Annotated in this window: 18 protein-coding genes; 5 read left to right on the top strand and 13 right to left on the bottom strand. The window is 59.0% G+C overall.

Annotated elements, in window-relative coordinates; all coding sequences use genetic code 11:
• Window positions 1–297: 297 nt before the first annotated feature.
• Genes flhA through MHM97_RS09720 form a run of 4 tightly spaced genes read left to right on the top strand, consistent with a single transcriptional unit; the run spans window position 298 to window position 4,602 of the window.
• The gene (gene flhA, locus MHM97_RS09735) at window positions 298–2,337 is read left to right on the top strand and encodes a flagellar biosynthesis protein FlhA (protein ID WP_370645717.1); all 2,040 of its coding nucleotides are present in this window, start codon (window positions 298–300) and stop codon (window positions 2,335–2,337) included.
• Window positions 2,334–3,113, top strand: coding sequence for a flagellar biosynthetic protein FliR (locus MHM97_RS09730; protein ID WP_239322172.1), 780 nt, complete (start codon window positions 2,334–2,336; stop codon window positions 3,111–3,113). Before flhA ends, MHM97_RS09730 begins: the two co-directional genes overlap by 4 nt.
• Complete coding sequence (gene flhB / locus MHM97_RS09725) at window positions 3,110–4,201, top strand: flagellar type III secretion system protein FlhB (protein WP_239322171.1); 1,092 nt, start codon at window positions 3,110–3,112, stop codon at window positions 4,199–4,201. Before MHM97_RS09730 ends, flhB begins: the two co-directional genes overlap by 4 nt.
• The gene (locus tag MHM97_RS09720; RefSeq protein ID WP_239322170.1) at window positions 4,198–4,602 is read left to right on the top strand and encodes a hypothetical protein; all 405 of its coding nucleotides are present in this window, start codon (window positions 4,198–4,200) and stop codon (window positions 4,600–4,602) included. Before flhB ends, MHM97_RS09720 begins: the two co-directional genes overlap by 4 nt.
• 70 nt (window positions 4,603–4,672) lie before the next feature.
• Here MHM97_RS09720 and MHM97_RS09715 read toward each other — a convergent pair whose 3' ends face one another.
• From MHM97_RS09715 to MHM97_RS09675, 9 genes are read right to left on the bottom strand one after another with little or no spacing between them, the layout of a single operon-like run.
• Complete coding sequence (locus tag MHM97_RS09715) at window positions 4,673–5,197, bottom strand: flagellar basal body-associated protein FliL (RefSeq protein ID WP_239322169.1); 525 nt, start codon at window positions 5,195–5,197, stop codon at window positions 4,673–4,675.
• Window positions 5,198–5,209: 12 nt separating this feature from the next.
• On the bottom strand, window positions 5,210–5,947 hold the full coding sequence (flgH, locus tag MHM97_RS09710) for a flagellar basal body L-ring protein FlgH (protein WP_239322168.1): 738 nt from the start codon (window positions 5,945–5,947) through the stop codon (window positions 5,210–5,212).
• Window positions 5,947–6,363, bottom strand: a complete 417-nt coding sequence (gene flgA, locus MHM97_RS09705) for a flagellar basal body P-ring formation chaperone FlgA (protein ID WP_239322167.1) — start codon at window positions 6,361–6,363, stop codon at window positions 5,947–5,949. Before flgA ends, flgH begins: the two co-directional genes overlap by 1 nt.
• A complete protein-coding gene (flgG, locus tag MHM97_RS09700; RefSeq protein WP_239322166.1) occupies window positions 6,364–7,149 on the bottom strand; it encodes a flagellar basal-body rod protein FlgG in 786 nt (261 codons plus the stop codon). It lies immediately after the preceding gene.
• Between the two features lie 9 nt (window positions 7,150–7,158).
• A complete protein-coding gene (locus MHM97_RS09695; RefSeq protein WP_239322165.1) occupies window positions 7,159–7,875 on the bottom strand; it encodes a flagellar hook-basal body complex protein in 717 nt (238 codons plus the stop codon).
• A gap of 3 nt (window positions 7,876–7,878) precedes the next feature.
• On the bottom strand, window positions 7,879–8,148 hold the full coding sequence (locus MHM97_RS09690; RefSeq protein ID WP_239322164.1) for a flagellar biosynthetic protein FliQ: 270 nt from the start codon (window positions 8,146–8,148) through the stop codon (window positions 7,879–7,881).
• 3 nt (window positions 8,149–8,151) lie between these two features.
• A complete protein-coding gene (gene fliE, locus MHM97_RS09685) occupies window positions 8,152–8,448 on the bottom strand; it encodes a flagellar hook-basal body complex protein FliE (RefSeq protein ID WP_239322163.1) in 297 nt (98 codons plus the stop codon).
• 23 nt (window positions 8,449–8,471) lie between these two features.
• On the bottom strand, window positions 8,472–8,864 hold the full coding sequence (flgC, locus tag MHM97_RS09680) for a flagellar basal body rod protein FlgC (RefSeq protein WP_239322162.1): 393 nt from the start codon (window positions 8,862–8,864) through the stop codon (window positions 8,472–8,474).
• 17 nt (window positions 8,865–8,881) lie between these two features.
• Window positions 8,882–9,271 carry a FlgB family protein gene (locus MHM97_RS09675; RefSeq protein WP_239322161.1) on the bottom strand — a complete coding sequence of 130 codons (390 nt, stop codon included), beginning with the start codon at window positions 9,269–9,271 and terminating at the stop codon, window positions 8,882–8,884.
• An 88-nt stretch (window positions 9,272–9,359) separates the two neighbouring features.
• Between MHM97_RS09675 and MHM97_RS09670 the strand changes: the two genes are divergently transcribed.
• Window positions 9,360–10,688 (top strand): FliI/YscN family ATPase, encoded by a 1,329-nt coding sequence (locus MHM97_RS09670; protein WP_239322160.1) that lies wholly within the window; start codon window positions 9,360–9,362, stop codon window positions 10,686–10,688.
• A gap of 283 nt (window positions 10,689–10,971) precedes the next feature.
• Here the strand turns inward: MHM97_RS09670 and MHM97_RS09665 are convergent, their stop codons facing one another.
• The 4 genes from MHM97_RS09665 to MHM97_RS09650 all read right to left on the bottom strand — a co-directional run bounded on the left by MHM97_RS09665 (window position 10,972) and on the right by MHM97_RS09650 (window position 14,631).
• Window positions 10,972–12,924 (bottom strand): DUF1217 domain-containing protein, encoded by a 1,953-nt coding sequence (locus tag MHM97_RS09665; protein ID WP_239322159.1) that lies wholly within the window; start codon window positions 12,922–12,924, stop codon window positions 10,972–10,974.
• Window positions 12,921–13,325 (bottom strand): flagellar biosynthesis repressor FlbT, encoded by a 405-nt coding sequence (flbT, locus tag MHM97_RS09660; protein WP_126136029.1) that lies wholly within the window; start codon window positions 13,323–13,325, stop codon window positions 12,921–12,923. The genes MHM97_RS09665 and flbT overlap by 4 nt, the downstream gene beginning before the upstream one ends.
• 2 nt (window positions 13,326–13,327) lie before the next feature.
• Complete coding sequence (gene flaF, locus MHM97_RS09655; protein WP_239322158.1) at window positions 13,328–13,699, bottom strand: flagellar biosynthesis regulator FlaF; 372 nt, start codon at window positions 13,697–13,699, stop codon at window positions 13,328–13,330.
• Window positions 13,700–13,782: 83 nt separating this feature from the next.
• Window positions 13,783–14,631: a flagellin N-terminal helical domain-containing protein gene (locus MHM97_RS09650; RefSeq protein ID WP_239322157.1), complete on the bottom strand. Its 849-nt coding sequence runs from the start codon at window positions 14,629–14,631 to the stop codon at window positions 13,783–13,785.
• Between the last annotated feature and the right edge of the window lie 117 nt (window positions 14,632–14,748).

Below are 14,748 nucleotides of genomic sequence, written 5' to 3'. Positions count from 1 at the left end.
AATCCTGGACGCCTAACCTGAAATCCAGGGAAGAATCCTGAATTGGAACAGGCAGAATGCCAGTGAACGCGATGAAATTTACCGCGCCGCAAGGCCGGTTGTCCGTGGCCGTGCCGCATTGCTCTGCATTGCCGTCACGGCTTTTGGCGTTTGGTCTTCTGAAACACCTGTGGTCCGACAGATCTCGCCCTGTCCCGACCGGTGCTGCCGGCCTGTTTCTGATCGCTTTCACATAAGAGAAAAACCGTGCCGAATCTGTCAGTCAAAGAGCTTTTCAGCCCGACAATCCTGCTCGCTATGGCGCTCATGGCGATTATCGTCATGATGATCCTGCCAATGCCAGCCTGGGTGCTGGATGTTGGCCTTGCCACATCCTTTGCGCTCGCCATCCTCATATTCACGATCACGCTTTTCATCGAAAGGCCGCTGGATTTCTCGTCGTTCCCGACCATCCTGCTCGGGTCGTTGATGTTGCGCCTGTCGCTCAATGTGTCGTCGACCAAGTTGATCATTGGGCAAGGTCACTCCGGGACCGATGCGGCCGGTAACGTGATCGAAGGGTTTGCCAATTTCGTCATGGGGGGCAGCGTCTTCCTCGGCCTTGTTGTGTTCGGCGTGCTGCTCATCGTGAACTTCATGGTGATCACAAAGGGCGCGGCCCGAATGGCCGAAGTGGGCGCGCGTTTCGCACTTGATGGCATGCCGGGCAAACAGCTGGCGATCGACAGTGATATGTCCGCGGGTGCGATCGATCACGCGACCGCAAAGGAACGTCGCGAGACAGAGCAGAAAGAGACCACCTTCTTTGGCTCGCTGGACGGCGCATCAAAATTCGTCAAGGGCGATGCCATTGCGGGCCTGTTGATCACTCTGCTGAACCTGATCGTCGGCTTGATCATGGGGGTTCTGATCCATGGCATGCCCCTGGGAACCGCGTTTGAAACCTATGCGATTCTGACCGTCGGCGATGGCCTCGTTTCCCAAATCCCTTCGGTCATCATCTCCATCGCGGCGGCGTTGCTGCTGGCCCGCGGTGGCGCTACCGGTGCGACCGACGCGGCGATTTTCTCGCAAATGAGCAAATATCCCGGAGCGCTGGCAGCTGTTGCTGTCTTGATGGTGCTCTTTGCCCTGGTTCCAGGTCTGCCTTTTATCCCTTTCATTACCGGCGGCGCAGTGCTGGGTTTCTTCGCCTACCGCATGCAGAAGAAGAACGCCGAGGAGGCGCAGAAGGAAATTGATGCCAAGGTCGAGGAAGTGCAGTCGCCGGAGAAATCGAAAGCGCTTGGCGATATTCTCGATCTTGATGATCTGCACCTGGAGTTCTCGCAAGACCTGGTGTCGATGGTTCTGGACCCAGGAACGGGCCTCGACGCGAGGATTGCCAACATGCGCACGCATGTTGCGACCACGTTTGGTCTCATCCTGCCGGAAATCCGTTTGACCGATGAGGCGGAACTGGAAAACGGGACCTATGTCATTCGTATCCAGGGTGTTGAGCAGGCACGGGGCACGCTTCATGCCGATATGGTGCTGGCATTGATGCCGGACAATCATGCTGCGCTGCCCAAGGGCACTGATGTTACCGAACCGGTCTACGGCGCGCCCGCGCGCTGGATTTCCACGAAACACCAGGAAGATGCCGCCCTTATGGGGGCCACCGTTGTATCGCCGCCGGAAATCCTGGCCACCCATCTTTTAGAAGTGGTCAAGCAGAGCTTCCCGCGCCTTCTGACACTCAAGGCGTTGCGCCGCCTGCTGCGCGAAATGACCGAACTGTCGGACGAGTTCCGGGCCAATGCCAACAAGAAACTGCTGGATGAGCTGATCCCGGACAAGGTGCCGATCGACACGCTGCACGCGGTGCTGCGGCTGCTGCTGGAAGAGCGCGTATCGATCCGCAACATGCCACTTATTCTGGAGTCCATTGCCGAAGCTCGCATGCGAACCACATCGCCGGAACTGATCACCGAGCATGTCCGTCAGCGCCTGGGGTTCCAGTTGGTCGCGGAAATGAAACGCGAGGATGGTACCATCCCGTTGGTGCAACTGGCGCCTGAATGGGAAGATGCCTTCAACACCTATCAGGTGGAAACCCAGTCCGGCCTCGATATCGCCTTGCCGCCCGACACGTTCAACAAACTGGTGGAGGCGATGAGCGACAAGATCAATCAGGTCACGGAACAGGGGGTGTTTGCTGCGATCGTCACCTCGACCCGCCGCCGGCGCTACCTGCGCACAATTCTGAGGTCGCGCGGCATTCAAAACCCGGTGCTGTCGTTCGAGGAGATCGGCCTCGAGGCACGCCCGGCCCTGGTTGGCATGGTCCCTGCATGAGATTCGAAGGCATCACTCCGGAACTGATGGCACTGCTTGGTATTGGCTTTTGGCAGGCGGCCATCGTGTTCCTGCGGATCGGTGCCATGGTGTCGATCATGCCGGCGTTTGGCGAGCAGATGTTTCCGACCCAGATGCGGCTTGCAGTCGGGCTTGTGTTCACGGCCGTCGTCGCACCGGCGTTGCCGCAAATGCCGATGCCGGAGACGATCATGCAGTACGCGGGGCTGATTGCAACCGAGGTTGTGGTGGGTCTGGCGCTTGGTATGGCGCTGCGCATGTTCATGCATATGTTGCAGACTGCGGGGTCCATCGCGGCCCAGTGTACCTCTCTGAGCCAGGTGCTCGGCGGGGCCGGGGTCGATCCGATGCCAGCGGTCGGCGCGGTCCTGTGGATCGCGGGGATCGCATTGGCGATCTTGCTCGACCTGCATATCCGCGCCGTCGAACTGATGATCGGATCCTACCAGTTGTTTCCCGTTGGGCAGTTCCCCGAGGCATCGGGACTGTCGGAATGGGGCGTGTTCCGGGTTTCGCAGGCCTTTTCCGGCGCGTTCACCCTGGCGGCCCCCTTTATCATCACTGCGGTGATCTACAATCTCACCCTCGGCATCATCAACCGGGCCATGCCGCAGTTGATGGTGGTCTTTATCGGGGCGCCGGTGATTACCCTGGGCGCGTTGTTCCTGCTGATGGTCAGCGCACCGATGATCCTCGACGTCTGGGGGCGTAACTTGCTGAGCTTCTTTGCCAATCCCGGCGCAGGTATGCCATGAGCGACGACAGCGACGACTCTGATAAGTCATTCGAACCAACACCGGAAAAGCTGCGCAAGGCGCGTCAGGACGGTGATGTCCCAAAGTCCAACGATCTGTTGCAAGCGGCCTCCTATCTGGGGCTGCTGATTGCATTGTATTCCGCAGGCAGCGCCTCGGTCGAGAAGTTGGGCACGGTGCTAATGGCCTTTATCGATCAGCCGGATCGGTTGGCGCCAGTATTCCTGAGCGATGGGCTCGCAGCACCGGTGGCCGGGGAATTCATGCGATCATCGGTTGCCGCAGTGTTGCCCTGGTTTATCGTACCGGCTGCGCTGGTTGTGCTTGCGGTCTTTGCGCAAAAGGCGATGGTGTTTGCGCCCAAACGCATTGAACCAAAGCTGTCGCGCCTGTCGGTCATCAAGAACGCAAAGAACAAATTTGGGCGCTCCGGCCTGTTTGAGTTTGGCAAAAACTTCTTCAAACTGATGCTCTACTCCATCGCATTGGGCATCTATCTCAGTTGGCGTTTGCCCGAGATGGTGGCGTCGGTGGACACCAGCGCGTCGACGGTGGTGCCGTTCCTGGTGCAGCTCGCGTTGGAGTTCCTGATCCTGACGCTGGTGATCGCCCTTGGAATCGGCATGGTGGATGCGTCTTTCCAGCAGGCGGAATTCATTCGCAAGAACATGATGTCCCGCAAGGACGTCATGGACGAGATGAAGAATTCAGAAGGGGACCCGCAGATGAAGGGGCAGCGCCAGCAGAAAGGGCGCAAGATCGTCAGCAAGCAGATCGCGGCCGCGATTCCCGAGGCGGATGTGGTGATCGTCAACCCGACCCATTACGCGGTTGCACTGAAATGGAGCCGGGCTTCGGGCAGTGCGCCCGAATGCGTCGCCAAGGGTGTGGACGAGGTTGCGGCGGTGATCCGGGAAATCGCTCAGGAAAACGGCGTACCGCTGCACAGCGATCCGCCCACCGCGCGGGCACTCTATGCCACCGTCGAGGTGGGTGAGGAAATTGCCGAAGAACATTATGCGCCTGTCGCCGCGGCCATCCGGTTCGCCGAAGAGATGCGCAAGAAAGCCAAGGATAGCATACTATGAAACAGGACAAGATGTTGGGTCAGATGCGTGCCGTGACCAACGCGGTCTATCTGAGGGAACATGCAAAGGTGAAACCGCTGCTGGATCGTGAGGCGCAGCTGCGCGGCAAGCTGTCGATGTTGAAACAGCAGGTCGAGGACTCAAAGGCCTTGATCGACAAGAGCCACGAGATGAAAACGCTGGGCGTCGATCTGCAATGGCAGCAATGGCATACCAACGCCCGCCGCGATCTCAATCAGGAGCTGGCGCAGGTGACGGCACAGAAATTCCGCGCCATGGACAAGCTCCGGCAGGCCTTCGGGCGCAAACATGCTGTCGAAACCATGGAGAGCAAACATAAGGCAGATGCAAAGGCGCATCGCAACAAGATGTTGTTCGACCGGCTGATGAACCTGGATTGATCACCAGAACCAGCACTAAAAAAGCCGCCCTCGTTTCGAGGGCGGCTTTCTAATGTGTATCGGCGTTTGTTCAGACGTCCTGGCGGGTGATTTCGAGGATCAACACATCCACGAGGTCCTTGCCAAGGAAGCGGCGCGCCTCCTCCCGCAGGGATGTACGCAGCGGATCAAGCACTTCGGAGCGGGTGAAGGCACCGCGAAAACCGCCCATGTTGGCATGGTCAAACAGCACCCTGAGAAACACATCGCGCAGCTTCGGTTCGAATGCATGGACCTTGGAGGCCATGCCCGGCTTGGTTTCCAGGCTCAAGGACACCACCACCATCGACGCCAGCTGATCGCGTTCGACCACGGGGATCACAAACTGGTTGTTGATCTTGATGAACTCATTAGCAGGCGCATCGCTGGCGGCGTCGTGATCGTCCGCGGTGTCATCCGTATCGGTGCCGGCCTCCGTGGTGGCATTCTCATCAGCCTCGGCGTCTGAACTTGCCGGTGTGATGGGCTCTTCGGGCGCGGGCGCCAGCATGATGCCGGCGCCGATACCCCCTCCAAGTCCGATGATCAGCATGATGACTGGAAGCAGTTTTGACATCACAAGTTCACCTCAGAACGGCAGGACGGCGTCCAGCACCTGCTGACCGTAGCGGGGTTGCTGAACATCGGTGATTTGTCCGCGGCCGCCATAGGACACCCGTGCAGACGCGATCTTGTCATAGGTGATCTCGTTCTGGCGGCTGATGTCATCGGGACGCACATATCCGGACACCAGAAGCTCGCGCAGTTCGAAATTCACCCGAAGCTCCTGCGAACCGCTGATGGCCAAGACACCGTTGGGAAGCACGTCGACAACGGTGGCGGCAACGCGCAATTCCAGCTTTTCGCTCCGGCTGACCGAGCCGCTGCCCCCTGAGGAGGAGGAGGACCCAAGGTCTACAAGATCCGCACTGGAGGCGCCGTCCGGCAATTCCTCGTTCAGGCGCTGGGGCAGGCCGAGGAGCTGAGGCACCTGCATGCTCTCGGAAGACGTGCGCGAGCGTTCGGTGTCATTGGAGATGGACGCCTCTTCGTCGATTTCGATCACGACCGTCAGGATATCGCCCTTTTTCGTCGCGCGACGGTCCCCCAGCAAGGATTGCCGGGACCGGCTCCACAACGAGGCATTGTCGACAGCGCGCTGTGGTTGCGAGGTCAGGGGCAAGCCCTGATAGAGCATCGCGACGTGCTCCTGCGTTTCGTTCGCGGGCGTGAAGCTCGGCGGTTTGCCCAGGTGATCCAGACGTGCACATCCGCCCAGAAGGCCGAGACCGAGGACTGCACATTTGACTGCGAGAATGGGTTTCATCAGTTTACCTCAATATTGCCGTCGGCCCTGATCCGGCCAGTGACCGTCGTGCGCGAAGACAGGTTCATGACACGGATCAGTTCGCCTTCGGCGCCGCGGCCGAGCGAACGGCCTTCCGTGGTGATTTCGAGACCGCCGTGGCGAAAGATCAGCTTTACCAGATCGTTGCGGTCCACCAGCGCCGGCGGTCCGATGTCGCCGGCGTGAATGGGACGGCTTGCATAAAGCGCAACCCGTGCTTCTTGCCCGATCAGCTCTTCCGGTACGCTCAAGGCGCCGGGCGACTGGATGTTCTTGAACACCAGATCTTCGGCGGCGATGATCTCCTTTGCCCGGATGGTCCGAACTGGCACGAGCACATCTGCCAGGGCGGATTGGGCGAAGAGAAGGCCGATGAGGACGGGCAGGAGTTTCATTTAACGCACCTGTGTGGTTGCCGACATCATCTGGTCAACGGCGGAGATCACTTTGGAGTTCATCTCGTAGCCGCGCTGGGCTTCGATGAGATCCGTGATCTCGCGCACAGCATCAACGGAGCTGTCTTCCAGATAGCCCTGTCTCAGTGTGCCCAGACCGTCTGCACCGGGTTCGGTGGTGATGGGCTGACCAGAGGCTTCGGTCTGTTTGAACAGGTTGCTCCCGACAGCCTCCAGTCCTTTGGGGTTGGTGAACCCCGAAAGGGTGAACTGGCCCAGAAGTTCCGCTTCCACCGTATCGCTGAAATAGGCGTAGAGCTCGCCTTCGGCATTGATCGACAGCGATGTCGCGTCCTCCGGCACGGTGACCTCTGGCGAAACCGGGTAACCGTCGCTGGTCACCACCAGACCTTCGGCAGAGCGTTTGAACGAACCGTCGCGGGTATAGGCGGTCTCTCCCGACGGCAGGGTCACTTCGAAGTAGCCGTTGCCGTCAATCGCCAGATCCAGGTCATTCCCGGTCTGCGACAGGGCGCCCTGGTTCAGATAGACCGAAACCGCCGACGGACGTACACCCAGGCCAACCTGGACACCGGTCGGCAAGACCGTGCCGTCAGATGCATTGACGGTGCCGGCGCGTGAGACCTGCTGATAATGCAGGTCAGCGAATTCGGCCCGCCGTGCATTGTAGGCGGTGGTGTTCATATTGGCGAGGTTGTTGGAGATGGTTTCGACGCGCAGCTGTTGCGCGCTCATCCCCGTGGCGGCGATTTTAAGTGCACGCATGATGATCTCCTATGATTTCATAAGGTTGTCGATGGCCGCGCGGATGCGTTTATCCTCGTGGTCAAGAAAGCTCTGTCCCATTTCGTAGGCGCGCTGCACCTCGATCATGCGGGCCAGCTGGTGAATGGTGTTGACGTTGGACCCTTCGAGGAAGCCTTGCAGCACCTGGGCCCCGTCAGCCGGAATGGTCTCGCCTTCGACGCGGAACATCACCCCGTCTTCGCGCAGGATCTGAGCCTCTTCATCCGGCTGGAACAGGCCGATCTGGCCCAACTGCCGACCATCCGCACTCAGCGTGCCGTCGGCGCCAAAGGCAATGGATTCCGCGTCACCAGGGACAAACAACGGCGCTTGTCCGGCATCCAGCACGCGGTAGCCATCCGCCGTAACCAGGTCCCCTGCAGCGTTTGGTGTGAAGTTCCCCGCCCGTGTCAGGCGATTGCCGGCCGGGGTCTCCACCATGAAGAACCCATCCCCTTCGATGGCGAGGTCAAAGCTGCCGTTTGTCTGGCTCAGGGTGCCCTGTTCCAGTGAGGTGTTGCGAATGTTCGCCCGCCCCATCGAAAGGCTTTCCTGACCCGGGGCAGATTTTACATATTCCGAAAAGATCAGACCTTCGGAGCGATACCCGGTGGTGGCGGAGTTCGCGATATTGTTGGCCACGACCTGCATTTCGTTCAGCAGGCCGGATTGGCGCGACAGGGTCGCATAACCGATGGAGCCCATATCCTATCCTCCTTGAATCAGCGGAATGACGTGGCCGCTAAAGAATGCGACCAGCGTTTGTGTCATGATGCCCATCGTCAGCCAGACGACGATGAGCACCCCGGCCAGTTTCGGCACGAAGGTCAGTGACATCTCCTGGATCGAGGTCAGCGCCTGAAACAGGCCAACAACGAGACCAATGACCAATGCGGCTGCCAGGATCGGCATGGCCATGGAAATGGCGGCGAGGATCGCCTGACGCAGCGTGTCGTAAAAGAGACCTTCGGTCATCATGGCTCAGACCGGCATCCGGAGGATTTCCTGGTAGGCCTCGACCACTTTGTTGCGCACCGTTACCGCGGTTTCCACAGCCAGTTCGGTCTGGGCCAGGGCCTGTACCAGCGCGTGCGGATCTGCGCCTTGGGTCATGGCCTGCACGGACACCTGTTCGCTGTTTGCGAGCGTGTTGGTGAAATCCTCAAAGCTTGTCTTGGCCTGCTCCTGGAAGGTGCCGGGAGTGTATTCCGGATCAACCTGTGTGGCAGGGCGGGCGGCTGCATAGCCGGAGGTGGCGTTGATAGCACGAATATCCATTCTGGATCTCCATTCGTTTCAGGTTAGCGACGCAACAGATCCATCAGTGAGGCCGACATTTGCCGGGTCTGATCGAACATTTTCAGGTTTGCTTCGTAGGTCCGCTGCGCCTCACGCGCATCGGCAACTTCGATCATCAGATCGACGTTCGACCCTTCGTAGTGACCGGTTTCATCGGCCATCGGGTGCGAAGGATCATAGACCTTTTCCAGTTCGGTTCTGTCCAGCGACACGCGACCGACCCGGACCTGGCTCACATCCGTCTCCAGATCGCGCACGGCCTGAAAGGAAACCGTCTTGCGGCGGTACCCAGGAGTATCCGCGTTCGAGATGTTTTCCGACACATGGGTCAGACGTGCGGCTTGGGCCCGAAGGGCGCTGGCGGTTACAGCCAGGGATTTGGAAAAATCACTCATGGTTCAAACTCCGTCGATCAGCTGCGACCAAGACTGGCGCGTAGGATGTTCATCGATGACCTGTAGATGGCGAGCGCGCGGTCGTGCTGGCGCTTGGCATCCACACCGTTGAGAATCTGCTCTTCGATCGAAACGGAGTTGTTGTTGGGGTCGACAGACGATTCATTCGTCGTCACCGCCCAGTCAAATCCCGAGCCGTCCACACCATGCATGTGTGAGCCACGGGAGGACATCATGTCCCCCTGCGCTTCACCTGCGGCAAAGACTTCCTTGAAGGGTTTGATATCCTTGGCGTGATACCCGGGGGTATCCGCGTTTGCGATATTTTCCGAGACAAGCGCCTGACGCTTGCCCGCATGAGTCGCCATGGAATAGGCGATATTAAAAACATTCAGTCTTTCGAACACCGGGGCTTCTCCCTCGATCAATTTCAATCAAGGCTTAACCCTGATTCCTTTAGAAATTGTTTTCAGAGGAATGTTGGAGAACCCGCAGATGATGAAATCGATCCAGGCGCTCAGTCAGGAACTGGCCACTACACGTCTCGCGGCCCCGATGGGGCGGGTAACCGGAATTTCCGGCGGCGAGATTGAGGTTTCTGGACTGGAAGGGCAGGCCCGCATCGGCGACCGGCTGCTGTTGCGGCGCGGCAAGAAGGACGATCTGCATGGCGAGGTTCTTGCGATCGGCGGTGACCACATCCGCATGCTGCCCGATACCGCGCCCGAGCGCGCCTCGATCGGCGATGCGGTGCTGCTGTTTCCGACACCGGAGTTTGCACCCGACGACAGTTGGATCGGACGGGTCATCGACCCATTTGGCGAACCGCTGGACGGCAAGCCGATGCTGCGTGGCGTGGACAGTCGCGATATCATGGCAAGCCCACCAAAGGCCGCGGCACGGCGTGGGCTTGGCGCGCGTTTGTCCACCGGGCTTGCGATTCTGAATACCGTTCTCCCGATCGTGAACGGTCAGCGTGTTGGTCTCTTTGCGGGGTCAGGCGTTGGTAAATCCACCTTGATGGCCCAGCTTGCACAGAACATGGAGGCCGATGTCGTCGTCATGGCGCTGATTGGCGAACGTGGCCGCGAGGTCAATCACTTCGTCAAGGAGGTGCTCGGTCCGGAGGGGATGAAACGCGCCGTCGTGGTTGCTGCGACGTCAGACCAATCGGCACTGGTGCGGCGGCGATGTGCCTGGGCGGCGATGTCCGTTGCAGAGCATTTCCGCGATCAGGGGCTAAACGTCTTGTTCATGGCCGATTCCATCACCCGATTTGCAGAAGCGCATCGTGAAATCGCGGTGGCCTCGGGAGAAGCCCCGGCTCTGCGCGGCTTTCCTCCCTCCGTGACGCCGCTGATTACCGGGCTTTGCGAGCGTGCGGGTCCGGGCTCTGATGGGCAGGGTGACATTACGGCGGTCTTCAGTGTGCTTGTCGCAGGGTCCGATATGGATGAGCCGATCGCGGATATTTTGCGAGGTGTCCTGGATGGTCACATCGTTCTTAACCGTGAAATAGCGGAGCGCGGCCGCTTTCCGGCGATCGACGTGTCGCGGTCGGTGTCGCGCAGCCTGCCCGCGGCGGCCAGCAAAGATGAGAACGAAATGATTCTGGCGGTGAGGAAATTCCTCGGTGCCTACGAGCAATCTGAAGTGATGATCCGCGCGGGGCTCTATTCCGAAGGCAACGATCTTGTGCTCGACCAGGCCGTCAAGGTCTGGCCGGAACTTGATAGTTTCTTCGGGCGAGCGGAAGTGGACGGCATCAAAGGCAGCTTCAATCGTCTTGCATTGTTGCTGCGCCGAATCGGATCCGGTCGCTGAGGCTAAATGCCATTGCAGTAACCGATCATGATAAGGCTGGCGGTGTCGCGCCAGCCGTGTCGCTGTCATGTAGATGAAAGCGCGGCCTGCCTCGCCTGTGGGAACAGGATCAGGCGATCAGGCGCTGCGACCTGCCTGCGCGATGGCATATCCCCAAGTAGGAAGAGAGAAAAACGCTCGCGGTACACGCTGGGTCGTCGGAGGCAACACAACGGCGTGCGGAAAGGGCAACGGTCATCACTCGAAGAGCGTATCTAAGTGATGACCATTCGCTCTTTCAAACCTAGCTGCGCAACATCATCAGCGCGGCGTTGCCGGAGCTGTAACCGCTGTTGATCGAATTCATCTGGGCGCGTGTCAGGTACAGGTTCACAAGATCATCCATCTTGTCGCCTGCAATGAATTCGGATGGTTTGTCAGTGCCCAGGACATCCTTGGCCTTGCGTTTGTAAACCTCGACAGCTTGGTCAATATCCATCTGGCCCACTTCCTTGGGCAAGCCGAGTGCGACCTGCATGAAGTCGGTCATGGCCTGTTGCCCCATGATCGTGAACCACTGCGAGCTGGCGCTGGGCCCGTCATCTTCGTCATTCATGGTGCGCAGCTCTTCCAGCGCATCCTCGAACTCCTGCTCCGCATCCGTGTCATCGGTCTGGAACAGAGTGTTCAATTCCCGCTCTGCAATCTGCGTGTAGTAGGTGATGAAGAACTCGCTCTCACCAGCAGCCTCTGCGTTGGTCCGATACGCGTCGCTGAGTGCGCCCATTTGATACGGGCCGGTCAGCTCGTTCAGATCCTCGGTGCCAAACAGTTCGGTCGCCTTGTCTTTGTAGATGGTCAACTGTTCGTCGATGGTCAGGTCGTCAAACACCTCCCCTGCGTCGAGCGCCGAATTTACATCCAGAGCGGTTTGCAGGAACCGGGGGACACCGGTTTGCCCCATGATACTGTACCAGCCGGCATCAATTTCGGCCGCTGCGGCTGCATTTTCCCCGTCCTCATCGACCACATCGGTGGAGTCGAAGGAAAATTCAAAGATGGTCTCAACCGTTCTCAGGTTGGAAGAGATTTCGCTGTTGCGCATGCCGGCGGCAGAGGCTTTTTCCCGATAGACCGCAAGGGTTGCATCGAGCTGATCGCTGCTGGCAAACACGTTGGGATCATCGGTGCCGAATTCCTCGATCGCCTTCTCGCGATAAATTCGCATGGCTTCGCTGGTGGGACGTTCGGCGATGTCATCGGGAAGATCCAGGGCCACCTTCATGAAGTCGGCCAGCGGATCCTGCCGGGAGATAAAGTCCCATTCCTCGTTCAACGCAGCGTCCCGTGATACCAACTGGTCCAGGATATTCTCCGCGAGAGTCGCAGTCTTTGCGATATCTTCGCTCAGATCACCATCCACCGTTGCACGTGTTTTATAGCCGGAGATGATTGTCGCCTTGTTGTCCGCGGAAAAGAACACCGTGGGATCGTCGCTGCCAAACACGATCATCGCCCGATCCCGATAGGTCTGGATCAGTTCGTCCTCTTCCAGCCCCGCAGCGGCAGGCGGCAGTCGCAGCGTCGTGTTGAAGAAATCGGTCAGCACGTCCCGCTGAACGATGTCTTTCCACTGATCCTCAACCGAGGTCACCCCCTGCGGGCCATCTTCAGCGCCGTTGATTTCCTTCAGGGTGAGGTCGAATTCCCGCAGCGCGCGCTCTTTCACGCTCAGCTGGGACACATCGTCCTCGTCCGGCTCGCCAAAGACCTCGAGCATGGCCCGTTTGGCAAACAGGGCCGTGCGCATCGTTTCATCGACTTCGCCCACGGCTTCTTCGAAGGAAGCGGATTGGAACTTGTCCATGACGGCTTGCATGGCCTTTTTGTCGCCGGTCATGGGCGATTGCCCCGGACCAAAGCCGAAGGCCTCGGAGAAATCCACGTAGCGCTCGTCATTCATGGTATTGGCGAGCGCATCATCCGCCGACGTCCCTTCATTCAGCGCGCGCTGAAGCAAGGCCCGGTAGTTGATTTCCTCTTCCAACCCGAACGCCTTGACCGCCACCTGAAGCAGGCGGCGGTCATTGAGCAAGTCATCGCTGGAGGTCACTTTGCCGATATTCTCGGCAAAGTATTCGCTGTCGTTCTTTAACTGTCCGGACTTGATGAAAGCATCGTATTGCCGGTCATAGGTCGATTGCAAAAAGTTCCAGCCCGCGACCCCCGAAGACGGAATATGCGGTGTGAAGCTCATTGCGATCTGACGGCCATCAGCCGCTCCTCGCGAGGCAGCAAGGCCCGCAAGGCCTTGAGGCAGCGATAGTGGTTGTTGCTGATCACCGCCTCCGTGGCCTCCGAAAGCGCCGCACGGCTATCCGGGTCGGTAAAGACCTGGCTCAGCTCTTCGATACGACGCAGCATCGGCAGGCGATCTTCTTCGGGGTCGACGTCGCCGGACAGGACCAGCTGTGCAGCATAGCACACACGGCGCACCGGCGTATTCGCTTGTTCGGGGTGGATCGCATCCCGCAGGCGCAGGATATGCGCATCAGGGGTGACGATCGACAAGCGACTGCGGCGATCTCCGTTTTCGATCACGGCTCCGTTGACCAGGACGCGCTCTTTGGGCGCGAGTTTAAGGACCAATCCACTCATGTTCAGGTCGCTCCGCTTCTGAGGCCACGCATGATGGCCGTGTTGATTTCTACCAGCGGCTGGACCGAAGCCTTGCGGGCGAGGACCTTGCTGCTGTGTTCACGCGTGAAGCGGGCCAGATGAAACAGACGTTGTTTCAACTCGGTTGGCAGTTTGTTGCCGTCCTTGGCCAGATCCGAAGTGAAGAGCGTCCAGAGTTTTCGATTGTCGGAAACAGCTGCGACGAGCTCCTTGAATCCGTCCGAACCCTTGCTGTTTGCCACGATCATCCGATGCGTGATGCGCGCAAGGATCTCATATTCGGTGTTCCGTGCTGTACGGGTCGGGGCTTTTGCCGCCGCGTAGGCGCTCTTCGCCTTTAGAAGGGCATTCACGTGTTATCCTAACGTATTATTGTTCACTGATTCTCAGAGAAGTAAGCTGGTTGGGGCGCTGGAGCGCCCCAACCAAAAGGCGGTTAGCGGAAGAGCTGCAGCAGCGAACCCGGCGCCTCGTTGGCGATGGTCAAGGACTGCACCGCGAGTTCCTGCTGGGTCTGCAGGGCGCTCAATCGAGCCGACGCTTCTTCCATATTGGTGTCGGTCATCGTCGACACACCGAGGGTCATCGAGTCCACCAGGTCGGCCACGAACATGGACTGATCCTCCAGTCGTGCGGCAGACGCACCCAGGGCAGCAGCGCCGGTGATGGCAGCCTGGAGGTAGGTCTCGATTTCACCCAGCGCGGATGCCGCGGAGGTGGTATCGGTGATCGAGGTCAGGCTGGTGCTGAGGTTCAGGCTGGATTCGAAATCAACGGTCGCGATGGTGATTTCCACGGCAGACACGGCGCCGCCGGCGCCAACGCGGTCAAGCGATGCAAGAACGCCCATCTGCGTGGTGGTGTTGCCGTCGATATCGGAGGCCAGGAGGTTCGCACCGTTGAACTGGGCCGCGGAAATGATCGCTTCGACCTGCTCGACCTTGGAGGTGATGTCGGTCTGGATCTTGCCGTGGTCCACGTTCTCGGACTGAGCGGAGACGATCAGCTCTTTGATTTCGGTCAGTTTTTCCACGATCTGTTCGGCACCGGCCGAGGCCACTGCGACGGTCGCTTCGCCAACGGCGAGGCCTTCTTCGATGGCTTCGAAACCGGCGATGTCGGATTCCATGGTCTTGGAGATCGCCCAGACAGCGGAGTTGTCTTTGGCGGTCCCGATTTCTTTACCGGTGGAGATGGCGTTTTGCGTGTCGGTCAGGTCGTCATTCACAGACTTGAGGGTCTGCAGAGCAACCATTGCACCATTGTTCGTCAGAATGCTGGACATAGCATGAGTTCCTTTGATTTAGGGCAATTTAGCCCCTGATTTGGTAATCCCAACCCCGTCACCGGGGCTCTCTCTGTCGTCGTTCTGACCGTGCTTCACCTTTCGGTTTCCGCGCCA

Source organism: Epibacterium sp. Ofav1-8, from assembly GCF_022348185.1.
Taxonomy (GTDB): domain Bacteria; phylum Pseudomonadota; class Alphaproteobacteria; order Rhodobacterales; family Rhodobacteraceae; genus Epibacterium.
Note: the sequence above shows the minus strand (reverse complement) of the source record. Positions and strands in the feature narration are given on the sequence as shown.